This is a genomic window from Micromonospora sp. NBRC 101691 (assembly GCF_030269285.1).
GTDB classification, from domain to species: domain Bacteria; phylum Actinomycetota; class Actinomycetes; order Mycobacteriales; family Micromonosporaceae; genus Micromonospora; species Micromonospora echinospora.
The window spans coordinates 132,737-158,067 of sequence record NZ_BSTB01000003.1 but is presented as its reverse complement, the minus strand read 5'-3'; the positions used below and the strand labels follow the sequence as shown (position 1 = coordinate 158,067).

The window sequence follows — 25,331 nt, the reverse complement described above, 5'->3', positions numbered from 1 at the left end:
CGGTAACAGGGGGCCCCTGCTACCACCCCAGCACCGGACGGCTCGGCGGGGAAGCGGTCAGGGGGTGTCGACGCTGAGCCAGTGCGGGCTGCGGCGGCCCGGCTCGTACGTGGCGTCCAGCCGCTTCGCCAGCACGCCCGGCAGGTCCTGCGTACGGGCGGTGGCCAGGGTCTCCGTGCCCGCGCCGGGGAACCAGGGCGTGGTCTGCCAGTGCGGGCCGCCCAGGGCCAGCCCGTCCAGCAGTTCCCGGCGTTGGGCGTACGGCACGTCGACGCTGGACACCCCGTCGAGCCAGAGCAGGTCGACCACGAGGTACTGGCCGGTGGGGTCGGTGCGTCCGGCGCGGGGCGGCCGGGGCGGGCGGACCCGGCCGGCGGCGTCGATGTCGACCAGGATCCCGTCCAGCACCACCTCCGTCGGGGCCAGCGCCTCGGCCATGTCCCGCAGCCAGGGGTACGCCGCCGTGACGTCCCGCTCCCCGTCCTGCTCCGTCGGGGTGGCCAGCCGCAGTCGGCCACCGGAGACGTACGCCAGCGCGCGTACCCCGTCCCAGCGCAGCTCGTACCCCCAGGCGTCCCCGTCCGGCGGCAGCTCCGCGGCGGCGGTCGGACGCATCGGCGCGATCCGCTCGGGCATGCTCGCCCAGCCGGGCGGGGCCGGGTCGGTGCGCCGGACCATCCAGTCGCGGTCCGTGCCGCCGGTGGCGAAGAGCACGTACCGGCCGGTGGTCCGCTCACCGGAGAGCCGCACGACCACCTCGTCGTCGCGCCACTTCTCACACCGGTACGTGCCCCGGTCGTGGATGGTCATCCGGCCGCCGCCGTACTCGCCGGCCGGGATGTCGCCGTGGAAGTCGAGGTACTCGATCGGGTGGTCCTCGGTGTGCACGGCCAGGTGGTTGCGGCCGGGCTCACGGGGTAGGCCACGTGGCACGGCCCAGGAGACCAGCACGCCGTCGCGTTCCAGGCGCAGGTCCCAGTGCAGGCTGCGGGCGTGGTGCTGCTGGATCACGAACCGGCCCCGTCCGTCACCCCGCTCCCGCCGCCGTGGCGACCGCTCGGGCACCGGCTCCGGGGTACGCCCGGCGTCGCGTTTGCGCCGGTACTCGCGCAGCCGGTCCGCCATGGGGACATTGTCCGCGAATCCGGACGACCCCGCAGCGGCATGGGAGCGCGGCGGGCGGGTACGCGCACCGGCATGAGTCCGTCCGACCAACCCACCGTGACCCTGCCCGGCCGGGTCCGGATGCCGCTGCTCGGCTTCGGCACGTGGCAGGCGTCCGGCCAGTCCGCCTACGACGCCGTGCGGACCGCCCTCGCCGTCGGCTACCGGCACGTCGACACCGCCACCATGTACGGCAACGAGAAGGAGGTGGGCCGGGCGATCCGGGACAGCGGGCTGCACCGGGACGACGTCTTCGTCACCACCAAGATCCCCTCGGACGGGGTCAGGCGGGAACGGCACGTCCTGGAGGCCAGCCTGGCCGCCCTGGAGACCGGTCACGTCGACCTGTGGCTGATCCACTGGCCTCCGGCCGCGCCCGGGGACAGCGTCCGGATGTGGCGGCAGGTGCTGAAGGCGCGCGACGACGGCCTGGCCCGCGCCGTCGGGGTGAGCAACTACTCGACCGCACAGATCGACGAGCTGATCCAGGCGACGACCGAGGCGCCCGCGGTCAACCAGATCCGCTGGGGTCCGATGCTGTACGACGCCCGGCGGCAGGCCGAGCACCGGGAGCGCGGGGTCGTGCTGGAGGGGTACAGCCCGTTCAAGAGCACCGACCTGGCCGACCCGGTGCTGACCCGGATCGCCGAGGCGCACGGCGTCACGCCGGCCCAGGTGGTGCTGCGCTGGCACGTCGACCACGGGACCGTGGTCATCCCGAAGTCGGTCACGCCGGCCCGGATCCGGGCGAACGCCGACATCTTCGGTTTCGCGCTGACCCCGGAGGAACGGGACATGGTCGACGCCCTGGGCGGCGGAGGCGGCGCGGACGGGAACGGGTCGATCGACTTCATCGTCTGATGCCTCGTCACGCAGCCTTGCGGGGGTGATCCGGGCGGCGGATCCTGGAGTTGATCGCGAACCCGGATCTCGCCGGTCGCCGACGAGGTGCCTGCGGTGCTCGGCGCGGAGCGCTCGCCTCCGGGGCTTCGTGGCTGCCTGAGGTGTGGTCCGCTCGGCGTGTCATGTATCTGAGCTGCCACAACTGCGGTGCGGTAACGACGCACGCCGAGGGCCCGTCCCGCCGGGCGGCGGGTGGCGGGACGGGCCCTCGGGCGGGTCAGCGGCGGGCGCAGGTTGTGCCGTTCAGGGTGAAGCCGCTGGGCGCGGCGTAGCTGCCGCTCATGGACACCTGGTGGCCGAAGGTGACCGAGGCGCCGGGGGAGATGGTGGCGTTGTAGCTGAGGTTCCGGGCGGTCACCGTGCTGCCGTTCTGGGTCACCGTGGCGTTCCACGAACCGGTGACCTGCTGTCCGGCCGCGAGCGGGTACGCCAGCGTCCAGCCGGTGACCGGCGTCGCGCCGGTGTTGGTGACGGTGACCTCGGCGGTGTAGCCGGTGTTCCAGGTGTTCGTCGGGGTGTACCGGACCGCGCAGGCGCCCCCGGTCGGCGGCGGGGTGGTCGGGGGCGCGGTGGTCGGCGGCGGGGTGGTCGGGTTGGTGCCGCCGCCGTTGACGGCGGCCGAGAAGGAGTTCACCGCCAGGCCGACGCCGCCGGACCAGGGCTCGAAGCCGGCCTGGATGCTGGTCAGGTACCAGGAGTTGGTGATCGCGCCCCGGTTGCGGACGTCGGCGACGAAGTCGAGCACGCTGAAGCTCAGGCTGCTGATCGCCGACGGCGCGACGTACGAGATGACGTTGTTGGCGCCGTTGCTGCCCTGCCAGACCTCCCAGGTGCGGCCGGCCAGGGTGGTGGTGCCGACGCGGGAGCCGATGGGCTGGATCGGGCCCTGCCGGTTGAGCCAGATCATGATCTCCATCTGGTTCACCCCGTCCCGCTTCGGGGTCGGGTCGAGCCAGATGTCGTACGAGGCGTTGTAGGTGGCCCCGCTGACGTACGTGTAGTCGATGCTGCTGGTCGCGCTGCTGATCTGGCTCACCTGCATCGGCAGCGTGGTGCCCGGTGAGCAGTTGGTGTAGTGGCAGCCGTAGAAGACCGACGGGTACGCCGTGGGCGCCCCGTTGGTCGGGTTGCTGCCGTCCTGGCGGGTGATCGAGAAGCCGGTGCCGGTGACGTTGATGCACTGCTGGGCGCTGGTGCCCCAGCGGTTGTTCTGCACCACGTACCGGTTCTGGATGACGGTGGTGCCGTACTGCTCGCAGATCTGGGTGTCGGCGGAGGCGCTGCCGCCGAGGGCGACGCCGGTGATCGCGCCGACCGCGAGGACGCCGGCCGCCACCGCGGCGCGGAGGATACGGATCATGGGGTTCGCTGCTCCTTGACTCGGCGTGGGGGCGCCGGACAGACCGCGAAGTAGGTGCGGGAGCGCTCCCAAGGACAGCAACACATTTACATGCCTGAAATTACTGCGCAACCGGACCGGCTCGGCACGTGCACCCTGGGACTACTCCGCCTCGGTCGAAGGGGAGATCACGCGCCATCCGATCGGATCTTCCATGGGCCGGTTGCGGGGAGTAGTCTCTTGCCTTCAACGCGTGCCGCTCCCCTCGGAGGCGTACACCAGCATGGCTGGATCCCCCCTGCGCATACTCGTCGTCGGCGCGGGCATCGCCGGGCTCGCCGTGGCCCGGGCCCTGCGAAGGGCGGGATTCCGCCCGGACGTCACCGAGCGACGGACCGCCACGGACCTGCCCGACAGCGGCCTCTACCTCCCCGGCAACGCCGCCCGCGCGCTGCGTCGGCTCGACCTCGACCTGCCCGTCCGCCCGCTCGGGCAGGTGATCCACCGGCAGCGGTTCCTCGACGCCACCGGCAGCGAGCTCTGCGAGGTCGACCTGACCGGCCTCTGGGCCGGCGTCGGCGAGTGCCGGGCCCTGCCCCGCAGCGACCTGCACCGCGTCCTGCTCACCGGGGCCGGCGGGGCGGTCCGGCACGGGGCCGAGGTACGCACCCTCGACCTCGCGGCCGACGCGGTCACCGTCACCTTCGCCGACGGCGCCGTCAGCGAGTACGACCTGGTGATCGGCGCGGACGGCCCCCGCTCCACGGTGCGGACCCTGGCCGCGCTCGGCGGCCCCGCCCGCCCGGCCGGGCAGATCGTCTACCGGGGGATGGTCCGGGGCGGCCCGTCGGTGGTCGAGTGGACCGCCCTGCTCGGCCAGCGCGCCGGGTTCGTGGTCATGCCGGTCGGCGGTGGACGGCTCTACTGCTACGCCGACGAGGCCGGCACCGCGCCACCGGCCGACCCGATGGCCCGGCTGCGCGAGGTGTTCGGTTCCTACGGGGGGCCGGTGCCCCGGGTGCTCGACGCACTGGACCAGGTGCACGTCGGGCTCACCGACGAGGTCGAGTTGGGCCGTTGGTCCCGGGGTCGGGTCGTGCTGGTCGGCGACGCCGCGCACGCCACCGCGCCGACGTTGGCCCAGGGCGCGGCGATGGCGCTGGAGGACGCGGTGGTGCTCGCCGAGTCGCTGGCCGCCACCGGCAGCGTCGAGGCCGCCCTGGTGGCGTACGAGAGCCGTCGCCGGCCGCGCACCAAGTGGGTGCGGGACCGGACCCGCGACCGAGACCGGACCCGGGACGTGCCCCCGGCGTTGCGCGACCCGCTGCTGCGCGGCCGGGGCGGGCGTATCTTCCAGGAGCACTACCGGCTGTTGGTCGATCCGCTGTGACCTCCGACCAGCCGAGGTGCGCAGGGCGTGTCCGGCCACCCGGCGCGGCGTGGCGACCTGCCGGGGACTATCCTTCCTTCGGACTACGGCTCGCAATTGTCAGCGCGTGCCGAGGGGGACGAACGAGAACCGGAGGCCACTCGTGACCACCGTCGCACCCAAGCCGGTCGTGACCCGGCCCTGGCCGGTCCGAGAGCCGGTGAAGGGCTCGGCCATCGCGCGGATGCTGCGTACCACGGACGCGAAGCAGATCGGGATCATGTACATGGTCACCGCGTTCGCGTTCTTCATGATCGGTGGCCTGATGGCCCTGATCCTCCGCGCCGAGTTGGCCCGTCCCGGCCTGCAGTTCCTCTCGCCGGAGCAGTACAACCAGCTCTTCACCATGCACGGCACGGTGATGCTGCTCTTCTTCGCGACGCCGATCGTGTTCGCCTTCGCGAACTACGTGGTGCCGCTGCAGATCGGCGCGCCGGACGTGTCGTTCCCCCGGCTGAACAGCTTCGCCTACTGGCTCTTCCTGTTCGGCGGGACGATGGCCGTGGCCGGCTTCCTGACCCCCGGCGGCGCGGCCGACTTCGGCTGGACGGCGTACACGCCGCTGAGCAACGAGGCGCACTCCCCGGGCATCGGCGGCAACCTGTGGGTGGTCGGTCTGGCCGTCTCCGGTCTCGGCTCGATCCTCGGCGCGGTCAACCTGATCACCACGATCCTGACCCTGCGCGCCCCGGGCATGACCATGTTCCGGATGCCGATCTTCACCTGGAACATGCTGGTCACCAGCCTCCTGGTGATCCTGGTCTTCCCGCTGCTCGCCGCCGCGCTCTTCGCGCTCGCCGCCGACCGCATCCTCGGCGCGCACGTCTTCAGCGCCGACACCGGTGGCCCGATGCTGTGGCAGCACCTCTTCTGGTTCTTCGGCCACCCCGAGGTGTACATCATCGCGCTGCCGTTCTTCGGCATCATCACCGAGATCATCCCGGTCTTCTCCCGGAAGCCGATCTTCGGCTACAAGGGCCTGGTCGCCGCGACCATCGCCATCGCCGGTCTGTCGATGAGCGTCTGGGCGCACCACATGTTCGCCACCGGCCAGGTGCTCCTGCCGTTCTTCAGCTTCCTGAGCTTCCTGATCGCCGTGCCGACCGGTATGAAGTTCTTCAACTGGATCGGCACCATGTGGCGGGGCCAGATCAGCTTCGAGACGCCGATGCTCTTCGCGCTCGGCTTCCTGGTCACCTTCCTCTTCGGTGGTCTGACCGGTGTGCTGCTGGCCAGCCCGCCGCTCGACTTCCACCTGCACGACTCGTACTTCGTCGTGGCGCACTTCCACTACGTGCTCTTCGGCACGATCGTGTTCGCCGTCTTCGCCGGCATCTACTTCTGGTTCCCGAAGATGTTCGGCCGGATGCTCGACGAGCGCCTGGGCAAGGTGCACTTCTGGCTGACGATGATCGGCTTCCACACCACGTTCCTGGTGCAGCACTGGCTGGGCAACGAGGGCATGCCCCGGCGGTACGCCGACTACCTGCCCAGCGACGGCTTCACCACGCTGAACATGATCTCCACGATCGGCGCGTTCATCACCGGTATCTCCACCCTGCCGTTCATCTACAACTGCTGGAAGTCGTACAAGACCGGTCCGGTGGTCGAGGTGAACGACCCGTGGGGGCACGGCAACTCGCTGGAGTGGGCCACCACCTGCCCGCCGCCGCTGCGCAACTTCGACCGGATGCCCCGGATCCGCTCGGAGCGGCCGGCGTTCGACGACAAGTTCCCCGAGCTGGCCGCCGGCCAGACGCTGGCCGGACCGCCCGAGGGCGGTGCCAAGCCGCTGACCAGCGAGTCCGACGGTGGCGCGAGCTACCGCGAGGACGTCGAGAGCGACGTCGACCGGAAGAACTGACCGGCGACACACGGCGCGTACTACGGGCGCCGCACCCCGACCAGGGGTGCGGCGCCCGTCGCGTAGCCGCGTACGGACCCGGCAGCGCGGTACCGGACGACGCCGGCCTGACGGGACCGCGCCGGTGGCGTACCCGCCCGCGTGACCCGGCGGGACGCAGATAACACCAGGTGGACCGCCATCTCCCTGCTGTGGGATAGTCCCCGCGTGGGCCATGGCATCGAGGTGACAGAGCTGTTCGGCATCGGCACGAAGTACGAGATCGCCTGTAGCCGGGAGCAACGGTTGGTGGTCGTCCATCTCAAGGACGGCCGCCGCGAGCTGTACGCCTTCGAGGCCGGTGGCAACGCGGACGAACCGAGCGCGGTGATCCACCTCGACGAGGGGGAGGCGCGCCGGGTGGCCGCCGTGCTCCTCGGCACCTACTTCCAGGACTGAGCCGACGGTGAGCGCGGAACTCGTCGCCCTGGGCGCGGCCGGGGTCGCCGCGGGCCTGCTCGCCCGGGGCGGACGGCGGCTCGCGTTGCCGACCATCCCGGCGTTCATGGCCGCCGGCATCGTCCTCGGCCCGTCGGTGGCCGGCGTCATCGACCATCCGGAGGACATCGAGCTGGTCGCCAAGATCGGCCTGGTCGTGCTCCTGTTCCACCTCGGCATCGAGTTCCCCGCCGAGCAGGTCCTCGCCAGCGGCAGACGGATGCTGCTGGCGGCCTTCGGGTACATCGGTCTCAACGTCGGCGGCGGCCTCGCGCTGGGCTTCACCATCGGCTGGGGTACGCCGGAGGCGCTGGTCATCGCCGGTGCGGTGGGCATCTCCTCCTCGGCGATCGTGACGAAACTGCTCGTCGAGCTGAGACGGCTGACCAACGCGGAGACCCCGGTCATCCTCGGGGTCATCGTCGTCGAGGACATCTTCCTCGCGCTGTACCTCGGTCTGCTCGGGCCGGTGCTCGGCGGCGTCGACTCCCCGGCCGCGATGCTCGGCGAACTCGGGCTGACCTTCGGCTTCATCCTCGGGCTGATGCTGCTGGCCCGCTTCGGTGCCCGCGCCGTGCACGTGATCCTCCGGTCGGACGAGGACGAGCTGGTCACCGTCATCGCCATCGGACTGGCCATCCTGGTCGCCGGCTTCGCCGAACAACTCGGGGTCTCCGACGCGATCGGCGCGCTGATGATCGGTCTGGTGGTCTCCCGCACCGCGGCGAAGCACCAGATCGAGCGGCTGATCCTGCCGGTCCGGGACGCGTTCGCCGCGATCTTCTTCGTGGTCTTCGGGGCGACCATCCAGCTCGACGCCCTCGGGCCGGTCCTGCTGCCCGTCGCTGCGGCGGTGGTGCTGTCCCTGGTGATGAACGTCCTCGGTGGGGTGCTGCTGGCCCGTTCGCACGGCCTCAACCAGCGGTCCGCCGCCAACGCGGCGCTCGTCCTGCTCGGCCGCGGCGAGTTCTCGCTGATCCTGGCCACCCTGGCGATCGGTGCCGGACTGGACGAGCGGATCGGCCCCTTCGTGGCGCTCTACGTGCTGGTGCTCGCCCTGGTCGGCCCGATCCTCGCCGCCCGGTCGCACCGGCTCTCCCCGGTGCTGCCCAACTGGCTGCTCGGCGGCAGCTTCCGGTACGTGGGACAGGAGACGATGGTGCGAAGTTGCCCGCACACCGACGTGGTGGCCGCCGAACCGGCCTCGGACGGCTGCGACGACTGCCGCACGCTCGGCGACGAGTGGGTGCACCTGCGGTCCTGCCTGACCTGCGGGTACGTCGGCTGCTGCGACGACTCGAAGAACAAGCACGCCACCCGGCACCACGAGTCGACGCAGCACCCCGCCATCGTCTCGATCGAACCGGGCGAGTCCTGGCGCTACTGCTACGTGGACCGGGTCCTGGCCCCCGGCGTACGGACCCGGCGGCCGTCCCCACCCGAGCAGTCCCGGCCCGACCAGGCCTGACCGGCCGCGGGTTTCCGCCGCCGACCGCCCTGCGGCCGGCCCCGGGGCCCGGTTCAGCCGTCGGCGGTCGCTTCGGTGAGCGGCAGCAGGACCCGGAAGGTGGTCGACCCCGGCACCGACTCCACCCGGATGTCCCCGTGGTGCTTGCGCACCACGATCCGGTACGAGATGTCCAGCCCGAGGCCGGTTCCCTCGCCGACCGGCTTGGTGGTGAAGAACGGCTCGAAGATCCGGGGCCGGACGTCGGCCGGGATGCCCGGTCCGGTGTCGACGATCTCCACCACCAGACAGTCGGCTTCCCGGCCGGTCCGGACGGTGAGGGTGCCGGTGTCGCCCATCGCGCCGAGTGCGTTGTCGATCAGGTTCGTCCAGACCTGGTTCAGCTCGGCCGCGTACGCGGGGACGGTCGGCAGGCCGCGGTCGTACTCCCGGACCACCCGGACCCCGGCCGGGACCTTCGCCTTGACCATGACCAGGGTCGCGTCGAGCAGTTCGTGCACGTCCACCACCTGGTACGGTGCCCGGTCCAGCTGCGAGTACTGCTTCGCCGCGCCGACCAGGCCGGAGATCCGGCCGACCGCCTCGTCGATCTCCTTCATCAGCAGTTCGGTGTCGACGGTGTAGGTGAGCCAGCGGACGGCGTTCTCCAGATCCGCCGTCCCGACCGCCGACTCCACCCCGGTCAGCCAGGCGGCGTCGAGGCCACCGGCGACCAGCGTCGGCGCGAGATCCCAGCCGGCGGAGACGTCCCGCTCGTCCAGCCAGTCGGCCAGCTCGTCCTCGGCGTCGCTGGCGGCCAGCGGGGAGAGGGTCGGTGCGTCGGCCACCCGACGGACCGCCTCCTCCTGCAACGCGACCAGCCGGTGCAGAGCCCGCCCGTCGAGCCGGCCGTCGGCGATCATCGCCAGCTTGTGCCGCATCGCCGCGACCCGTTCGCGCAGCACGGCGGTGGCCCGGACCGCCGCGCCGGCCGGGTTGTTCAGCTCGTGGGTGAGCCCCGCCGAGAGGGAGCCGAGCGCCAGCAGCCGTTCCCGCTCGCCGACCCGGGTGTTGGTGTCCCGCATCCCGATGAAGAGCCCCTCGAGCAGGTGCATCGCCATCGGGAACCAGGACCGGACGGCGTGCGCGAAGGTCTCGGCGGGCAGCACCAGGAAGGTGGCGTCGCCGACGGCCCGCAGCGAGTTGATGTAGACCTGCGGCACCTGGTCGCCCAGGTACGCCTGGGTCGCGCCGCCGTAGACCCCGCGCTGGGCGGTGCGGACGACCTCGACCTCGTCGCCGTGCACCCGGCGGGTCATCGTCACCGTGCCGTCGAGCAGGACGTACAGGCAGGTCGCCGGGTCGCCCTCGGTGTAGACGGTGGCACCGGCGGCCCGGGTCTCCAGCCGTCCGTGCTCGGCCAGCCAGGCGATCTTCCCGTCGTCGAGCGACTCGAAGAGGAAGAGCGTACGCAGTTGCGCGGCCGTGGGCCGGTCCGCACTGCTCACTGGGACTCCAGGTAGCGGTGCACCAGCGAGACGGCCATCGCGCCCTCGCCGACCGCCGAGGCGACCCGTTTGACCGACTCGGCCCGGACGTCCCCGGCGGCGAAGACCCCGGGCATGCTGGTCTCCAGGTGGTACGGCTCCCGGGCGAGGGACCAGCCCGCCGGCCGGCGTCCCCCGGTGACCAGGTCCGGGCCGGTCACCACGAATCCGCGCTCGTCGCGGACCAGGACACCGTCCAGCCAGTCGGTACGGGGTTGCGCGCCGATGAAGATGAACAGCCAGGAGGCGTCCACCTCGCGGGTCTCGCCGCTGCGGGTGTCGGCCAGGGTGAGCCGCTCCAGGTGCTCCGTGCCGGCCCCGGCGGCGACCACGGTGTTCGGATGCACCACCACCCGGTCGATCCGGTCGAGCTGGTCGATCAGGTACCGGGACATCGAGGCGGTCAGGTCGGCCCCCCGGATCAGCAGGTGCACCCGCTTCGCGTACCGGGAGAAGTGCACCGCCGCCTGCCCGGCGGAGTTCGCCCCGCCGACGATGTAGACCTCCTGGTCGACGCAGCTCGGCGCCTCGGTGGCGGCCGAGCCGTAGAAGACCCCCCGGCCGGTCAGCTCGGCCAGGCCGGGCGCGTCCAGCACCCGGTACGACACACCGGTGGCGAGCACCACCGAGTGGGCGGCGATCGTGCTGCCGTCGCCGAAGGTGAGCAGTCGGGCCGACCCGGCCTCGCTGAGCCCGGTCACCTCCCGGGTGGTCAGCAGCTCGGCGCCGAACTTCAGTGCCTGCCGGCGGGCCCGGTCGGTGAGCTGGGCGCCGGACACGCCCTCCGGGAAGCCGAGGTAGTTCTCGATCCGGCTGCTCTGCCCGGCCTGCCCGCCGGTGGCCCGTCGCTCGACCAGCACCGTGCGCAGCCCCTCGGACGCGCCGTAGACCGCCGCGCCGAGCCCGGCCGGTCCGCCACCGACGACCACCAGGTCGTAGAAGTCCTCGGTGGGGGCCACCCGGAGGCCGACGAGCGCGGCCAGATCGGCGTCGGTGGGCCGGGCCAGATGCGTCCCGTCCGGGGCGATCACCACCGGCACGTCGTCGACGGTCGCGCCGGCCGCCTTCAGCAGCCGGCCGCCCTCCGGGTCGTCGGCGAGCAGCCAACGGTACGGGACCAGGTTGCGGGCCAGGAAGTCCCGGACGGCGAAGGACGGCGCGGACCAGCGGTGTCCGACCACCCGCAGTTCCGCGGCGGCGGCCTCCGGGGTGGTCGCCCAGGTGTCGAGGAGCGTGTCCACCACCGGGTAGAGCTTCTCCTCCGGCGGATGCCAGGGCTTGAGCAGGTAGTGGTCGAGGTCGACCAGGTTGATGGCGTCGATCGCCGCCTCGGTGTCGGCGTACGCGGTGAGCAGCACCCGGCGCGCGGCGGGGAAGAGGTCCATCGCCTCCTCGAGGAACTCGATGCCGGTCATCTCGGGCATGCGGTAGTCGGCGACCAGCACCGCCACCTGCTCCCCCCGGAGCTTGAGTTCGCGCAACGTCTCCAGGGCGCTGGGGCCGGAGCCGGCGCGGACCACCCGGTAGCGGTCGCCGTAACGCCGTCGCATGTCCCGGGCCACGGCACGGGAGACGGCCGGGTCGTCGTCGATGGTGAGGATCACCGGATTCGCCACGCCCCCATCAAAGCACTCCGGCCGGCGCGAACCCAAAGTGGCGGTGGCCTGCGGATTCAGTGGGCGGAGTCGACCAGTTCGAGGGTCTTCGCGTCGTCCGTCGTCCGGCGTCGGTGGCGCAGCTCGGCCGGTAGCACGGCGAGCGCGACCACCGCGCCGATCAGGCCGATGGCGGCGAAACCCCAGGCCGGCGTGGTGCGGTCGATGATCGCGCCGGCCAGCGGCGCGCCGATGGCGACGCCGACGGTGATCGCCGAGGCGTGCAGCCCCATCGCCTCGCCCCGCACCGGTGCCGGGGCGAGCCGGCTCACCGTGTCGGCGGTGGCGGCCAGCGTCGGCGCGCAGAGCAGGCCGGCGGGGATCAGGGCCAGGGCGAGCAGCCACCACTGCCCGCCGGCCAGGCCGATCGGCACGGTGCAGACGGCCAGTCCGGCCATCAGGGCCAGCGGCGACACCGGCCGGCTGACCGCGCCGTAGGCGAAGCCGCCGACCAGGGAGGACGCCGCCCAGAGGCCCAGCACCACCCCCGTCCAGCCGACCTGGCCGTCGTCGCGCAGCGCCGCCACCACCGCCACGTCGGTGCCGCCGAGCACCAGCGTGCACGCCGCGCTGACGGCGAGCACGGCGAGCAGGCGCGGAGTGAGCCACTCGCGGCGGGGGATCCGGCGCGACGGGCCGGCGGTCTGCTCCGCCGCGGTGCGTACCGGTGGGTTCAGCACCAGCAGCGCGAGCCCGGCGGCGACGATGCCGCCGCCCACCGCCCAGAGGGTGATCCGGGGCGCGATGGCGGTGGCCAGCGCCACGCCCAGCGCCGGGCCCACCATGAACGACAGTTCCACCGACATCGAGTCCAGCGCGTACGCCGGCCGGCGGTGCTCGGGCGGCACCATCGCGGCGATGCACTGCCGGATCACCGAGGAGAGCGGCAGGGCGAGCAGCCCGGCCAGGAACGCCGCCGGCAGCAGCAGCGCGTACGTCAGGTGCGGCGCGGTCGTCCAGAACAGCGCCTCGCCGGCCGTGGTGAGGACCAGGACCAGGGTCAGGCCCCGCCGGTCGACCAGCCGGCCCAGCAGCGGAGCGCCGAGCGCCGCGCCGACGGTCAGCGCCGCGCCGACCAGGCCCGCCGCGCCGTATCCCCGGTCGAGGTCGAGCAGGACGTAGAAGGTGAGCGCGATGCCCGCCGCGGTGTGCGGGATGCGGGCCAGCACCGCCACGAGCAGCAGCGACCGGATACCGGGCACCGCGAGGGCGTCCCGGTAGGGCGTGAGATTCATGACGGCGCGCACCTCCGCCGTCCATCGTCGGTCGAGGGTGCGACAGGAACCACCTGTTTACCGGGTCATGCGGTCGGCATCACAGGCCCGCCGTGCAGGGTGACCCCCGCGCCCTCCATGGCCCGCAGCGCCACGTCGGTGGTGGCCGGCGCGACGGCGGCGGTCAGCTCCAGCAGCACGGTCGTGGCGAAGCCCTCCCGGGCGGCGTCGAGCGCGGTGGCCCGGACGCAGTGGTCGGTGGCGATGCCGACCAGGTCGACCCGGTCCACGTCGTGCCGGCGCAGCCAGTCGGCCAGGCACTCGCCGTCGGCGGCGTGCCCCTCGAAGCCCGAGTACGCCGCGGCGTACTCGCCCTTGTGGAAGACCGCCTCGACCCGGGAGGTGTCCAGCCCGGGGTGGAACTCCGAGCCCGGGGTGCCGACCACGCAGTGCCGGGGCCAGCACTCCACGAAGTCCGGCGGGTCCCCGAAGTGCGCACCCGGGTCGACGTGGTAGTCCTTCGTGGCGACCACGTGGTCCCAACGGTCTGGCTCGGTGGCGAGCAGCCGGGAGATCCCGGCCGCGACGCCGGCCCCGCCCGCGACCGCGAGCGAGCCGCCCTCGCAGAAGTCGTTCTGCACGTCCACGATGATCAGTGCGTTGGCCATCGGAGCGTTCCTTTCCGGGGTGTGGTCAGCCGGCGGGTACGACGGTGACGGGGACCGCCGGGTCCCCGGCGGAGAGCTTCAGCCCCTCCCAGGGGATCGAGATCAGGCACTGCCGCAGGTGCTCCCGCGACTCGTCCAGCCGGGGCAGGTCGACCGGCTCGCCGTCGACCACGTACGACCGCTGGAGCAGCCGGTCGTGCGGGGCGTGATCCGGCACCCCCTGCGGGACGACGACCTCCTCGGTGGCGGTGCCGGTCGGCTTGTGCCGGCGGACCGCGACCTTGCGTCCGCCGATCGTGGCCTTCTGCTCGGAGCGCTTGACCACCGGCCGCCCCGCCACCTCGACCAGCTTGTAGACCAGCCCGGCGGTGGGCGCGCCCGAGCCGGTGACCACGGCGGTGCCCGCGCCGTACATGTCGACCGGCTCGGCGGCGAGCGCGGCGATGGCGTACTCGTCCAGGTCACCCGAGACGATGATCTTGGTCTCGGTGGCGCCGAGCGAGTCGAGCAGCTCGCGGGACTGCTGGGCGATCACCGCCAGGTCGCCGGAGTCGATCCGGACCGCCCGCAGCTCCGTCCCGGCCACCGCGATCGCGTTGCGGATGCCCTGGCTGATGTCGTACGTGTCCACCAGCAGCGTGGTGTCCTTGCCCAACGTGGCCACCTGCGAGGCGAACGCGGCCCGCTCGTCGTCGTGCAGCAGGGTGAAGGCGTGCGCCGCGGTGCCGGCGGTGGGGATGCCGTACCGCTGCCCGGCGGCCAGGTTCGAGGTGAACGCGAAACCGGCCAGGTACGCGGAACGCGCGGCGGCCACCGCCGCCTCCTCGTGCGCCCGCCGGGAGCCCATCTCGATCAGCGTGCGGCCCCGGGCGGCGGTCACCATCCGGGCCGCCGCGGCGGCCACCGCGCAGTCGTGGTTGAGCACCGAGAGCACCAGCGTCTCCAGCACCACGCACTCGGCGAAACCCCCCGAGACGGTGAGGATCGGCGAGCCGGGGAAGAACAGGTCGCCCTCGGCGTACCCGTCGACGTCGCCGGTGAAGCGGTACCGGGACAGCCAGTCGGCCGCCGCCTCGTCGACCACCCCGGTCCGGCGGAGGAAGTCCACCTCCGCCTCGTCGAACCGGAACTCCCGGATCAGCTCGACCAGCCGGGCGGTGCCGGCGACCACGCCGTACCGGCGGCCGGCCGGCAGCCGCCGGCTGAACACCTCGAAGACGCAGCGCCGGTCGGCGGTGCCGTCCCGCAGGGCGGCGCTGACCATGGTCAGCTCGTAGTGGTCGGTCAGCAGCGCGGGGCGAAGGGTGCTCACGACCCCAGCCTAGAGTTCAGTGCGCAACCCCGTCCTCGTGGCCCGGGATGCAGCGCAACGCGGCCCGCAGCTCGGGCCGCCCGGCGATGCCCAGCTTGCCGTAGACCCGCTGGAGATGGTTCTCGACCGTGCGCGGCGACAGGAACAGCTGCTCGGCGATCCGGCGACTCGCCACGCCGTCGGCGGCGAGCCGGGCGATCTGCCACTCCCGGTGGGTCAGCGCCGGCTGACCGAGCCGCAGCGCCGGCGTCCGCAGCTGGTCGCAGCGGCCCAACAGGTCACCGAGGCGGTCGTGGGCGGCCCCGGCGGTCGCCGCCCGTTGTCGGCGCAACCGGTGCAGGGCCAGGGCCGCCGCCTCGGCGGCGAAGACGTTCAGCTGACGGTCGGCGAACCCGTCGGCGACGGCCAGCAGGTCGTCCGCGGACCCGCCGGCCACCGCCCGTGCGTGCCGGGCCAGCAGCGGTGGCAGCACGCCGTCCACCTGCTCGGTCAGCTCGGTCAACCGCTGGGCGACCGTGCGTCGTTGCCCGTCGGAACAGCGCGGGCCGACCGGGAGCGCCGCCTGCTCCAGCCGGACCAGGTCGTGCAGGGCCAGCACCTCGTGCCCGGCGAAACCGTCCTCCCGCAGCCGGTCGGCCAGCTCGGCGAGGTGCTTCACGGCACCGGCCAGGTCGCCGGTGACCGCGAGCACCGCGCCGCGCGCCTGCTCCAGCCAGGGGTAGAGCACGGCCATCCCCGGCGAGTGGGTACGGTCGGCGTCCGCCATCGCCTCGGCGGCCCCGACGGCGTCCCCGCGTAGCGCCGCCGCCTGGGCCCGCTCGGCGTGGGCCAGCCCGGCGTAGACACCGCTGCTGGCCAACACCGCGCAGGCACTCAGGCTGGTCTTGAGCGCCTCGGCGCTGCGCCCGCGCAGCCGGGCCGCGTACGCCTGGAGGATGCCGAGGTAGCCGGTGCCGAGCCGGAAGTCGCCGGCCCCGGCCAGGTCGGCGAACTCGTCGACCACGATGGCGTCGATCCCGGCGAGTTCCCCGGCGAGCATCAGCCGGGTGCCCCGGGCCAGTTCCAGCGCCAGTTGCAGGTACGGCATGTCGCCCCGCCACTGGTCGGCCTCCGCCTCCACGGCGGCGATCGCCGCCGCGCTGAGCGCCAGCCGGCCCTGGGCGGCCTGGAGATGGGCGATCGTGCACCGGGCCAGTTCCCGCGAGGCCACCCCGGCGGCCGGACGGTCCAGCACCGCACAGCTCAGCCGCTGGGCGGCGGCCAGGTCCAGGCGGTGCAGCCGCATGATCGCCTCGAACGCGCGGACCCGGGTCTGGTCGGCGATGTCGGTCAGCTCCGCCGCCCGCACCGCCATCTCCTCCACCGTGGACTCCTGTCGCAGCCCCCAGTAGCTGACCATGCCCCGGACGGTCAGCCACCGGCTGTACCGGTCGTCGGCGTCGAGTTGGCCGGCGACCGCGTCGAGCACGTCGAGCGCCTCCTCGGGCCGGTCGGCGAACATCAGGATGGTGGCCAGCAGCTCGGCGGCGGCGTACCCGCCGTCGGCCTCCACCGCCGCGCGGGCCAGCCGGGTCGCCAGCGGCACGTCGTACCGGGCGAAGGCCTGGACGGCCGCGCCGAGCAGCAGCGCCGGGTCCTGCGCGGTGCCGGAGTCGAGCCGCCACACCGCCACCCGCAGCAGGTCGTCCCGGCGGCGCTTGCCGGCCGCCTCGATCAGGTCGGCGAGCTGGGCCCGCAACCGCCGGGTCCGGCTGACCGGGCATCCCCGGCGCATCACCTCGCCGTAGAGCGGGTGCGCCAGCCGGACGTCGAGCCGCCGGTCGTCGCGGACCACCGAGATCAGGCCGCGTTCCTCGGCGGTCTCCACGGCGGCCGGGTCGGCGGCCCGGTTGAGCAGTTCCAGCCCGAGCGGCTCGCCGAAGGCGGCCAGCTCCACCACCGTCCGGACTTCCGGGGTGAGCTGACCGATCCGGACGCCGATCAGGTCGGTGAGGCTGGGCGCCAGCTCCAACCGGCCGGTCCAGCGCCAGATGCCGTACGTCTCGCGCAGCTCGCCGCTGCCGAGCGCGGCGAACACCAGCTCCCGCAGCAGCAGCGGGTTGCCTTCGGACAGCCGCCAGAGCCGGTCCGCCGAGCACGACTCCACCGGACCGCCGAGGATGGCGGTGAGCAGCCCGGTGGTGTCGGCCAGGCCGAGCGGGGCCAGTTCGGAGTGGTCCACCAGGTCGTCGGTCCAGAGCGCGCGGATCGGCAACGGCACCTGCTCGCCGTTGCGCAACGTGCCCAGCACGGTGGCGTTGTCCATCCGGGCGATCAGGTGCACCAGCGCGGCCGAGGGCGGGTCCAGCAGGTGCGCGTCGTCCACCGCCAGCACGATCGGCCGTCCGGCGGCCTGCTGCCGCAGCGCGCCCACCGCCCAGCGCAGGACACCGGCGGGGGAGAGCCCCCGGGGTTGCTCGGTCGGCAGGACCTGCACCAGTCCACCGAACGGGATGGTGGCGGTGGTGGCGCTGGCCGCCACCACCCAGATCGCGTACCGGTCGGTGGGCAGCGCGGCGACACCCTCCCGCAGCAGCCGGCTCTTGCCGATGCCGGCGGTTCCACTGAGGAACAGGCCCCGCCCCTCGCCCCCGGTCACCGCGGACAGCAGACGGTTCAGATCGTCCGTCCGGCCGACGAACTCCCACCGACTCATCGGGGCAGCATATCCATCGGATTCGCTCTGCGCGCAGCCCGTCACCGAGTGAAGTTGAGTAGCCTTCCCGTTACCCCTGAGTATCGAAACGCACAGTTCTGGGATGGTTTCCGGCCGTAGTCTTCCGGCGTTCGACTCCACCGGCCGAACGCGTCGCGCGCGTCCCGCCGGCCCGACTCGTCAGGGAGGCCGTCCACGATGACGCCACGTCCTCGGCGGGGCGACGGCGAGCCGGACGGGACGGGTGGTGCGGACACCGACCCCGGCGACTCCCGGCCGGCGGACGCCCTCGACGCCCCGACCGGCCCGGATGCCCAGGCCGGCCCGGACGGCCGGCGGTGCGCCGGGCCGTCGGCGACCGTCCCACCCCGGGTGGCGGCGGACGAGCCGCTGGCCGTGATCGCCACCGGTCCGGCCGGAGCGGCCCGGCGGGACGTGCTCGCCGCGCTGCTCGACGTGCCGCCGCCGACCGTGCCGATGCCGGACGACAGCTACCTCGTGACCCGGTACGCCCCGGAGCCCACCCGGGTCGCCTTCGTGCCCGGCTACCGGCAGCCGCACGCCTACGCGATCGACGTGCTGGCCGCCGGACCGGCGTTCCCCCGACCACCGCGCCGGGTCGAACTGCACCTGCCCGCGCCGCTGCTTCGACACGTGGCACTGGTCGGCGCGCCGGACACCGACGGGTTGGGAGTCGCCGGGACCCGGGTGCTGCGCGAGGCCGCCGGCCGGGGCGGCGCGGTGCTCGTCGTCGTCTCCGCCGACCAGGTGTTCACCGGGGCGGAGTTGGAGTTGTTGAGCGAAGCCGCCCGCGCGGATCTCGCGGTCTTCTTCGTGGTCACCCCGGGCACGACCGGGTGGCACGGCGACGTCGCACCGGTCGCGACGGCCCCGGCGGACGACCCGGTTCGGGCGGACGACGCGGCTCCGGCCGACGGCACGGATCCGGCCGACGACCCGGTTCGGGCGGACGACGCGGCTCCGGCCGACGACACGGATCCGGCCGACGAGCCGGCGGCCACCGGCGGGCGACCCGTCGCCGGTGGGTCGCCGTCCGACCCGGTCGGGCTGGCCGTGCAGACGCAGCGGGCGGCGTTGCTCGCGGTCGTCCCCGAGTTGGCCGCCGCACCCTGGTTCCCGTTCCGGCCCGCCGACGTCCGGGCGCTCCGGCGGGCCCTGGTCGTCTGGGCGGCCGAGGAGGGACCGCGCCGGCTCGCCACCGCCGTACCGGCCGCACCGCACCGCACCGTGCCGGTGGCGCCGGACGCGCACGGCCGCGACTGGGCCGGCGGGCTCGACCGGCAGGCCCGCGCGCACGCCCAGCGGATCCGTCAACACCTCAGCCTCGAACTGGCCCACATCCACCTGCGTGCGGTACAGGAGATCGTCTTCGGGCCCGGCTGCGTCGGGCTGCCGCGCCTGCTCGACCGGGAGGTGCACGCGCTCTCCCAGTTCGCGACCGCCGAATGCGACCGGGCGGTGGACCGGATGGTGCGCGACACCGGCGCCGAGGTCTTCGGCGCGCCGCCGGACGACGCGGCGTACCGCCGGATGTGCGCTGCCGTCCGGTCGGTCCTGGCCGGGCAGCGGGCCGACCGGAGCCTGGAGCGGGTGCTGCTGGTCACCAGTGCCGGCGACCTCACCGAGGTGACCGGAGCCGGCGCGCTGGCCGCGCTGGACGGTCACCCGGGCGCGCCGCGCACCGCGGTCCTGCCGCCGGTCGCGGTGGCCGTCGCCGGTGGTTGCTACCTGCACTTCTGGGGGCCGGGCAGCACCGACCCGGGTGGCGCGCGGTCCTGGCTCCAGCACGTGCTGCGCGAGCTCGACCGGGAGTTGCAGCGCGAGATCTCCCACCGGACCGAGGCGGTCCGCCGGGCGCTGGGCGTGGTGCTCGCCGAGGCCGTCGACCACGGCATCCTGCTCACCTGACGATGCGGCGGAGCGGTTTTCCGGCCGGCCGAAGGGAGTCGGAGAAGGGCGATCCGGGCACCGATCCGGATCCCGCTGGCGTTCCGGTTCATCGCAATCGGGAATCCGGTGGCACGATGGGTGGCATGGCGGCTCCACAGGTGGCACCGGTCGAGACGCCGGGCACCGAAGAGGTGCCGGTCTCGGACCGGCCATGGGTGACGATCGTGTGGGACGACCCGGTCAACCTGATGACGTACGTGACCTGGGTCTTCCAGAAGCTCTTCGGATACAGCCGGGAGAAGGCCGAGCAACTGATGTTGGATGTGCACCACAAGGGCCGGGCCGTGGTCTCCACCGGCGCGCGGGAGCGGATGGAGCACGACGCGTCGCAGCTGCACGCGTACGGGCTCTGGGCGACGGTGGATCGTTCGTGAGCATGTTCCGTCGCCGGGGCGGCCGGTACGTCGCCACCTTCGCCGTGGACGAGGTCCGGGTGCTCCGCAAGGTCGCCTCCGAGGTGGTCGGCCTGCTCACCGACGGGTTCGACCACGACGACCCGGTGGTGGGTCGGCTCTTCCCCGACGTCTACGCCGACGACCCGGCCAGTTCGGCGGAGGTCCGCCGGTACACCGAGGGCGACCTGAAGACCGCCAAGATCGATCAGGCCGGCGCGATTCTCGCCGCCCTGCCCGGCAACGAGGGTGGCGAGGTGCGCCTGGACGCCGAGGCGGCCGAGGCGTGGCTGCGGGCGCTCAACGACGCCCGGCTGGCGATGGGGGTCCGGCTCGGCGTCAAGGAGGGAACGGATCTCGGCGAGGAACTCGACGACGCCGTCGCCGCCGACCCGTCCTCGACCCGGGTGTTCCAGCTCTCGGTCTACGCGTACCTCGGCTACCTCCAGGAGTCGTTGCTCAACGCCCTGATCGACTGACCGCCCGCCCGCAGGTGGTGGCTGAGGTGGTAGCAGGGGACCCTTGTTACCGCTTTTTGATGAGCAGGGGTCCCCTGCTACCACCACCAGCGCCACCACCAGCCGTGGGCGGCGGCGTGGCGGCGTGGCGGCGCGGCGACCGCAGGTCAGCCGGCGGCGTTCAGCGCGGCGATCTCCCGCTCGTCGAGGACCAGGTCCGCCGCGGCGGCCGAGTCACGGATCGTCTCCGGCCGGCTCGCGCCGGGAATCGGCACGACCACCGGGGCGAGGGCGAGCTGCCAGGCCAGGCAGACCTGCTGCGGGCTCACCCCCCGCTCCTCGGCGATCCGGGCGAACGCGGCGAACCGGTCACCGAGCCCGCCGGCCCGGCCGATCCCGCCCAGCGGCGACCAGGGCAGGAACGCCAGGCCGAGTTCGGCGCAGAGGCGCAGCTCGGGCTCGCTGTCGCGGTAGGCCGGGGAGAACTGGTTCTGCACCGACACCAGGTGGTCGCCGAGGATCTGGCGGGCCTGACGGATCTGTTCCGGATTCGCGTTGGAGATGCCGGCCATCCGGATCTTGCCGGCGTCGGCGAGCTCCCGCAGCGCGCCGATCGACTCCGCGTACGGCACCTGGGGGTCGGGGCGGTGGAACTGGTAGAGCCCGATCGCGTCCACCCCGAGCCGGGTGAGCGACGCCTCGCAGGCCGCCCGGAGGTGCTCGGGCGAGCCGTCCAGCGCCCACGCGTCGCCGCCGGGACGGGTGTGTCCGCCCTTGGTGGCGACCAGCACCCCGGAGGTGTCCCCGCCGTACGACGCCAGCGCCCGGGCGATCAGCGACTCGTTGTGCCCGACGTCCTCCGCGCCCAGCGCGTACGCGTCGGCGGTGTCGACGAGCGTGACGCCCGCGTCGAGCGCGGCGTGGACGGTCCGGACGGCGCGGTCGGTGTCCGGGCGTCCGGTCACCGACATCGGCATCGCGCCGAGCCCGATCGCGCTCACCTCGACCGGGCCGATGCGGCGGTGCTGCATGGTGGTCCTCCTCGTCTTCCTTCTGCCGGTTCCCACCGGCCGGGCGGGTCGTCCCGCTGACCGGACAGCATGCCCGGCGCCACCCGCCCCTGTCCGACAGCGTCCCCGGTCGGGCGGTGGGGGAAACCGGGCCGGTGGGCGGGGGTGAGGGTGACGGCTGCCACCTTCGGTCCGGTCGGATCAGGCGCTAGGCTGGGGGGCGTGCTGAGCATCGACCGGTCGATCGTCGACGCGATCGTCGCGCACGCCCGCCGGGACCATCCGGACGAGGCGTGCGGTGTCGTCGCCGGCCCCGCCGGCAGTGACACCCCGACCCGGCACATCCCGATGGACAACGCCGCCCGCTCGATGACGTTCTACGAGTTCGACTCGATGGAGCAGCTGCGGGTCTGGCGCGAGATGGACGACCGCGACGAGGAACCGGTCGTCATCTACCACTCGCACACCGCGACCGAGGCGTACCCGTCCCGCACGGACGTGTCGTTCGCCGGTGAGCCGGGAGCGCACTACCTGCTCGTCTCCACCCGCGACCCCGACACGGAGGAGATCCGCTCCTTCCGCATCGTGGACGGCGTGGTCACCGAGGAGCAGGTCCGGATCGAGGATGCCACCGTGGACCCGCACGCCGTCCAGTCCTACATGTTCGGGCAGAGCCCGGCGACGGTCGACTACGAGTGTTCCGACCGCTGAGCAGTTCAGCGTCCGGCACATTCCCGCGTCCGTCACCGTAGCCACACCCGAACGAGGAGTCACCACATCATGGCCATCGAGGTTCGCATTCCCACCATCCTGCGCAGCTACACCGGCGGCGCGAAGGTCGTCGAGGGGGCCGGGGACACCCTGGCCGACCTGCTCACCGACCTCGACTCGCGGCACGGCGGGCTGCGTGGCCGGCTGGTCACCGAGACCGGCACGCTGCACCGCTTCGTCAACGTCTACGTCAACGACGAGGACGTCCGCTTCCTCGGCGCGCTCGACGCCAAGCTCTCCGACGGCGACACGGTGACGATCCTGCCCGCCGTGGCCGGTGGTGCGCTGGGCTTCGCCGCCATGGCCGCGATCAGCGGACACGGCAGCGTGCGCCACGCCTCCGTCGCCGCTCGCTGAGGCGCGCGCCATGGCGCGGTACGACAGCCTCCTGGACGCCTGTGGCGGCACGCCCCTGGTCGGTCTGCCGCGCCTCTCGCCGACGGTGCCCGAAGGGGCACCGCCGGTGCGGCTCTGGGCGAAGCTGGAGGACCGGAACCCGACCGGCAGCATCAAGGACCGGGCGGCGCTCTTCATGGTCCAGGCGGCCGAGAGCGCCGGCCGGCTCCGCCCGGGGGACACCATCCTCGAACCGACCAGCGGCAACACCGGCATCTCGCTGGCCATGGTGGCGAAGCTGCGCGGGTACCGACTGGTCTGCGTGATGCCGGAGAACGTCTCGACCGAGCGGGTCCAGCTCCTCCGGATGTACGGCGCGGAGATCATCTTCTCGCCGGCCGCCGGCGGTTCGAACCAGGCGGTCGCCACGGCCAAGCAGATCGCCGCCGAGCACCCCGACTGGGTGATGCTCTTCCAGTACGGCAACGAGGCCAACGCGCGGGCGCACTACGAGACCACCGGGCCGGAGCTGCTGCACGACCTGCCCACGATCACCCACTTCGTGGCGGGTCTCGGCACCACCGGCACGCTCATGGGCACCGGACGCTACCTGCGCGAGAAGGTCGAGGGCATCCAGATCGTCGCGGCGGAGCCCCGCTACGGCGAACTGGTCTACGGCCTGCGCAACATCGACGAGGGCTACGTCCCGGAGTTGTACGACGCGACGGTGCTCTCCCGGCGCTTCTCCGTCGGCACCCGGGACGCGGTGCTGCGTACCCGGCAGTTGGTGGAGGTGGAGGGGATCTTCGCCGGCTTCTCCACCGGCGCGATCCTGCACGCCGCGCTCGCCGTGGCGCACGAGGCGGTCCGCGACGGCCACCGGGCCGACGTGGCCTTCGTGGTCGCTGACGGTGGCTGGAAGTACCTCTCCACCGGCGCGTACGGTGGCACCCTGGCCGACGCCGAGGAGGCGCTCGAAGGTCAACTCTGGGCCTGACCGTCGGAGCGGTGTCGCGTGGCGACGGGTCGAACCTGTGCGACGCTCCGGTGGGCGGGTCACGGCAGGCTGGCGGTGAGCCCGGCGCTCACCCCGACGGCCAGGTTCGCCAGGCCGAGGGCGACCCACCGGAGCCCCGGGCGGGCGGGGGCGTGCAGGGCGACGCCGCCCAGGGCGATCCCGCCGAGGCCAAGGGCGGCCACGGTCGGCTGATACCACTGCGGGGCGGTCCCGGCGAGCACCAGCACCAGACCGCGTATCCCCGAGGCGAGGGCCACCGCTCCCAGGCCGGTGGCCCAGCCGTAGATCACCAGGAGCCGGCTGCTGCCGGCCGGCAACGCCCGCCGGGGCACCCGGTGCCGTCCGGCCGGCGCCGACCGGGGCCGGTGCGTCCCGCCGCCCGCCCTCCGGCCGTCCGCTGTCACACTGCCCGACCTCCGGTCGCCCGTCAGGCTGTCGCCTGGCTCGGCGGTCCGGCCCCTCGCGGCGCCGGGGACCTCCGTCGGGCCCGTCCCGGCAATCCGGTCCGGAGCCGCCACGGCCCCGACCTCGGGCCGCCGGACCGGGTCCGTCGTGGTCCGCGGCGCGTGGCCGGCGTTCTCCGTCTCGGTCAGCACGATCTGTCCCGCCCCGTCGTCACCCCCGCCGACGGTCGACGGGTTTCACCGTGTGCAACGGCCCGGTCCGAGAAGCGTGACGGAGGAGGCGGGAGAAGACATGGAGGGGTGTCACGTTCGCGACAACTTCCATCAGATCATTCTTGCCACCGCCGTGTCCGGCGTAGGCTGCGCAGCGTGGCGTACGCGTCGGTAGAGATCATCGACGGGACGAGTCTCGACGGTTCGACTACCGGTAGTGGCGACGGGGCGACCGCATGAGATTGACCGTGCTGGGCTGCGCGGGCAGCTTCCCCGGCCCCGAGTCCGCCTGCTCGGCGTACCTGGTGGAGGCCGAGGGCTTCCGGCTGCTGCTCGACTTCGGCACCGGCTCGCTCTCCGCGCTCCAACGCTACGCCGGGCTGCACGCCCCGGACGCGATCGTCCTGTCCCACCTGCACTGCGACCACATCCTCGACGCCGCCTCCTATGTGGTCGTCCGCCGGTACGCCCCGGACGGCCCCTACCCGCCCCTGCCGGTGTACGCCCCGGCCGGCGCCCCGGAACGGCTGCACGCCGTCTACGGGCACCAGGAGGAGGCGGGCGTGGACGACGTCTACCAGTTCTACGCCCTGGAGCCGGGGAGCTTCCCGATCGGCCCGTTCACCGTCACGGTGGACCGGATGAACCATCCCGTCGAGACGTACGGGATCCGGTTGGAGCACGACGGCCGGGTCCTCTGCTACTCCTCGGACACCGCGCCCTGCGAGTCGCTGCTGCGGCTCGCCCAGGACGCCGACGTCTTCCTCTGCGAGGCCAGCTACCTCGACGGCGTGGACAACCCGCCGGACCTGCACCTGACCGGCCGGGAAGCCGGCGAGGCGGCGACCAAGGCCGGGGTCGGCCGGCTCCTGCTCACCCACCTGGTCACCGCCTGGGGCAGCGAGGCGCAGACGGTCGAGGCGGCCGGTGCCGCGTACGCCGGCCCGCTGGAGGTCGTCCGCCCCGGCTGCCGCTACGAGATCTGACCGGGGCCGTCGCCCGGCGGGAGACCCCGGGCGAGTCCGATCAGGGCACCGCATAGAG

The 25,331-nt window shown here is 73.1% G+C and carries 22 protein-coding genes; 12 read left to right on the top strand and 10 right to left on the bottom strand.

The genetic code is table 11. The annotated features are described in order from the left end of the window. Positions 1-57: 57 nt before the first annotated feature. Positions 58-1,125, bottom strand: a complete 1,068-nt coding sequence (locus QSK20_RS07445; RefSeq protein WP_285787828.1) for a DNA polymerase ligase N-terminal domain-containing protein — start codon at positions 1,123-1,125, stop codon at positions 58-60. A 72-nt stretch (positions 1,126-1,197) separates the two neighbouring features. Here QSK20_RS07445 and QSK20_RS07440 point away from each other — a divergent pair, with 72 nt between their 5' ends. After that, positions 1,198-2,025, top strand: coding sequence for an aldo/keto reductase (locus tag QSK20_RS07440; RefSeq protein WP_285787827.1), 828 nt, complete (start codon positions 1,198-1,200; stop codon positions 2,023-2,025). Positions 2,026-2,284: 259 nt separating this feature from the next. On the opposite strand, the gene QSK20_RS07435 is transcribed toward QSK20_RS07440, so the two are convergent. Then, positions 2,285-3,427, bottom strand: a complete 1,143-nt coding sequence (locus tag QSK20_RS07435; RefSeq protein WP_285787826.1) for a glycoside hydrolase family 12 protein — start codon at positions 3,425-3,427, stop codon at positions 2,285-2,287. Positions 3,428-3,689: 262 nt separating this feature from the next. Here QSK20_RS07435 and QSK20_RS07430 point away from each other — a divergent pair, with 262 nt between their 5' ends. The 4 genes from QSK20_RS07430 to QSK20_RS07415 all read left to right on the top strand — a co-directional run bounded on the left by QSK20_RS07430 (position 3,690) and on the right by QSK20_RS07415 (position 8,644). Continuing rightward, positions 3,690-4,796 (top strand): FAD-dependent monooxygenase, encoded by a 1,107-nt coding sequence (locus tag QSK20_RS07430; RefSeq protein WP_285787825.1) that lies wholly within the window; start codon positions 3,690-3,692, stop codon positions 4,794-4,796. 142 nt (positions 4,797-4,938) lie between these two features. Continuing rightward, positions 4,939-6,699, top strand: a complete 1,761-nt coding sequence (gene ctaD, locus QSK20_RS07425; RefSeq protein WP_285787824.1) for an aa3-type cytochrome oxidase subunit I — start codon at positions 4,939-4,941, stop codon at positions 6,697-6,699. Between the two features lie 207 nt (positions 6,700-6,906). Next, positions 6,907-7,137 carry a cation:proton antiporter regulatory subunit gene (locus QSK20_RS07420; RefSeq protein ID WP_285787823.1) on the top strand — a complete coding sequence of 77 codons (231 nt, stop codon included), beginning with the start codon at positions 6,907-6,909 and terminating at the stop codon, positions 7,135-7,137. 7 nt (positions 7,138-7,144) lie between these two features. Beyond that, positions 7,145-8,644: a cation:proton antiporter domain-containing protein gene (locus QSK20_RS07415; protein ID WP_352232281.1), complete on the top strand. Its 1,500-nt coding sequence runs from the start codon at positions 7,145-7,147 to the stop codon at positions 8,642-8,644. Between the two features lie 53 nt (positions 8,645-8,697). Here the strand turns inward: QSK20_RS07415 and QSK20_RS07405 are convergent, their stop codons facing one another. The 6 genes from QSK20_RS07405 to QSK20_RS07380 form a co-directional block, all read right to left on the bottom strand. Then, positions 8,698-10,131: an ATP-binding protein gene (locus tag QSK20_RS07405; RefSeq protein WP_285787822.1), complete on the bottom strand. Its 1,434-nt coding sequence runs from the start codon at positions 10,129-10,131 to the stop codon at positions 8,698-8,700. Then, positions 10,128-11,786 carry an NAD(P)/FAD-dependent oxidoreductase gene (locus tag QSK20_RS07400; protein ID WP_285787821.1) on the bottom strand — a complete coding sequence of 553 codons (1,659 nt, stop codon included), beginning with the start codon at positions 11,784-11,786 and terminating at the stop codon, positions 10,128-10,130. The genes QSK20_RS07405 and QSK20_RS07400 overlap by 4 nt, the downstream gene beginning before the upstream one ends. A 56-nt stretch (positions 11,787-11,842) precedes the next feature. Then, positions 11,843-13,060: an MFS transporter gene (locus tag QSK20_RS07395; protein ID WP_285787820.1), complete on the bottom strand. Its 1,218-nt coding sequence runs from the start codon at positions 13,058-13,060 to the stop codon at positions 11,843-11,845. 65 nt (positions 13,061-13,125) lie between these two features. Next, the gene (locus QSK20_RS07390; protein WP_285787819.1) at positions 13,126-13,707 is read right to left on the bottom strand and encodes an isochorismatase family protein; all 582 of its coding nucleotides are present in this window, start codon (positions 13,705-13,707) and stop codon (positions 13,126-13,128) included. Between the two features lie 25 nt (positions 13,708-13,732). Continuing rightward, the gene (locus QSK20_RS07385) at positions 13,733-15,019 is read right to left on the bottom strand and encodes a nicotinate phosphoribosyltransferase (protein ID WP_285787818.1); all 1,287 of its coding nucleotides are present in this window, start codon (positions 15,017-15,019) and stop codon (positions 13,733-13,735) included. Positions 15,020-15,035: 16 nt separating this feature from the next. Next, positions 15,036-17,714: a LuxR family transcriptional regulator gene (locus tag QSK20_RS07380; protein ID WP_285787817.1), complete on the bottom strand. Its 2,679-nt coding sequence runs from the start codon at positions 17,712-17,714 to the stop codon at positions 15,036-15,038. Between the two features lie 198 nt (positions 17,715-17,912). Between QSK20_RS07380 and QSK20_RS07375 the strand changes: the two genes are divergently transcribed. From QSK20_RS07375 to QSK20_RS07365, 3 genes are all read left to right on the top strand, one after another. Then, positions 17,913-19,643: a hypothetical protein gene (locus tag QSK20_RS07375; RefSeq protein ID WP_285787816.1), complete on the top strand. Its 1,731-nt coding sequence runs from the start codon at positions 17,913-17,915 to the stop codon at positions 19,641-19,643. A 125-nt stretch (positions 19,644-19,768) separates the two neighbouring features. Continuing rightward, positions 19,769-20,059 carry an ATP-dependent Clp protease adapter ClpS gene (gene clpS, locus QSK20_RS07370; RefSeq protein WP_088980400.1) on the top strand — a complete coding sequence of 97 codons (291 nt, stop codon included), beginning with the start codon at positions 19,769-19,771 and terminating at the stop codon, positions 20,057-20,059. A gap of 2 nt (positions 20,060-20,061) precedes the next feature. Continuing rightward, positions 20,062-20,556 carry a DUF2017 domain-containing protein gene (locus QSK20_RS07365; RefSeq protein ID WP_172900365.1) on the top strand — a complete coding sequence of 165 codons (495 nt, stop codon included), beginning with the start codon at positions 20,062-20,064 and terminating at the stop codon, positions 20,554-20,556. A gap of 146 nt (positions 20,557-20,702) precedes the next feature. Here the strand turns inward: QSK20_RS07365 and QSK20_RS07360 are convergent, their stop codons facing one another. Then, positions 20,703-21,566, bottom strand: coding sequence for an aldo/keto reductase (locus tag QSK20_RS07360; protein ID WP_285787815.1), 864 nt, complete (start codon positions 21,564-21,566; stop codon positions 20,703-20,705). Between the two features lie 201 nt (positions 21,567-21,767). Between QSK20_RS07360 and QSK20_RS07355 the strand changes: the two genes are divergently transcribed. From QSK20_RS07355 to QSK20_RS07345, 3 genes are all read left to right on the top strand, one after another. After that, the gene (locus QSK20_RS07355; protein WP_088980397.1) at positions 21,768-22,256 is read left to right on the top strand and encodes a M67 family metallopeptidase; all 489 of its coding nucleotides are present in this window, start codon (positions 21,768-21,770) and stop codon (positions 22,254-22,256) included. 69 nt (positions 22,257-22,325) lie between these two features. Next, positions 22,326-22,673: a MoaD family protein gene (locus QSK20_RS07350; RefSeq protein WP_285787814.1), complete on the top strand. Its 348-nt coding sequence runs from the start codon at positions 22,326-22,328 to the stop codon at positions 22,671-22,673. A gap of 10 nt (positions 22,674-22,683) precedes the next feature. Next, positions 22,684-23,649, top strand: a complete 966-nt coding sequence (locus tag QSK20_RS07345; RefSeq protein ID WP_285787813.1) for a PLP-dependent cysteine synthase family protein — start codon at positions 22,684-22,686, stop codon at positions 23,647-23,649. A gap of 59 nt (positions 23,650-23,708) precedes the next feature. Here QSK20_RS07345 and QSK20_RS07340 read toward each other — a convergent pair whose 3' ends face one another. Further along, the gene (locus QSK20_RS07340; RefSeq protein WP_285787812.1) at positions 23,709-24,074 is read right to left on the bottom strand and encodes a hypothetical protein; all 366 of its coding nucleotides are present in this window, start codon (positions 24,072-24,074) and stop codon (positions 23,709-23,711) included. Between the two features lie 449 nt (positions 24,075-24,523). Between QSK20_RS07340 and QSK20_RS07335 the strand changes: the two genes are divergently transcribed. After that, entirely contained in the window at positions 24,524-25,273 is a 750-nt protein-coding gene (locus QSK20_RS07335; protein ID WP_285787811.1) for an MBL fold metallo-hydrolase, read from the top strand. Positions 25,274-25,331: the final 58 nt, after the last annotated feature.

Coding starts and splice junctions, on each gene's coding strand:
- QSK20_RS07380 (WP_285787817.1), bottom strand. CDS start 17,714: ATGAGTCGGTGGGAGTTCGTCGGCCGGACGGACGATCTGAACCGTCTG.
- QSK20_RS07435 (WP_285787826.1), bottom strand. CDS start 3,427: ATGATCCGTATCCTCCGCGCCGCGGTGGCGGCCGGCGTCCTCGCGGTC.
- QSK20_RS07390 (WP_285787819.1), bottom strand. CDS start 13,707: ATGGCCAACGCACTGATCATCGTGGACGTGCAGAACGACTTCTGCGAG.
- QSK20_RS07395 (WP_285787820.1), bottom strand. CDS start 13,060: ATGAATCTCACGCCCTACCGGGACGCCCTCGCGGTGCCCGGTATCCGG.
- QSK20_RS07335 (WP_285787811.1), top strand. CDS start 24,524: ATGAGATTGACCGTGCTGGGCTGCGCGGGCAGCTTCCCCGGCCCCGAG.
- QSK20_RS07365 (WP_172900365.1), top strand. CDS start 20,062: ATGTTCCGTCGCCGGGGCGGCCGGTACGTCGCCACCTTCGCCGTGGAC.
- clpS (WP_088980400.1), top strand. CDS start 19,769: ATGGCGGCTCCACAGGTGGCACCGGTCGAGACGCCGGGCACCGAAGAG.
- QSK20_RS07345 (WP_285787813.1), top strand. CDS start 22,684: ATGGCGCGGTACGACAGCCTCCTGGACGCCTGTGGCGGCACGCCCCTG.
- QSK20_RS07430 (WP_285787825.1), top strand. CDS start 3,690: ATGGCTGGATCCCCCCTGCGCATACTCGTCGTCGGCGCGGGCATCGCC.
- QSK20_RS07445 (WP_285787828.1), bottom strand. CDS start 1,125: ATGGCGGACCGGCTGCGCGAGTACCGGCGCAAACGCGACGCCGGGCGT.
- QSK20_RS07440 (WP_285787827.1), top strand. CDS start 1,198: ATGAGTCCGTCCGACCAACCCACCGTGACCCTGCCCGGCCGGGTCCGG.
- QSK20_RS07375 (WP_285787816.1), top strand. CDS start 17,913: ATGACGCCACGTCCTCGGCGGGGCGACGGCGAGCCGGACGGGACGGGT.
- QSK20_RS07350 (WP_285787814.1), top strand. CDS start 22,326: ATGGCCATCGAGGTTCGCATTCCCACCATCCTGCGCAGCTACACCGGC.
- QSK20_RS07360 (WP_285787815.1), bottom strand. CDS start 21,566: ATGCAGCACCGCCGCATCGGCCCGGTCGAGGTGAGCGCGATCGGGCTC.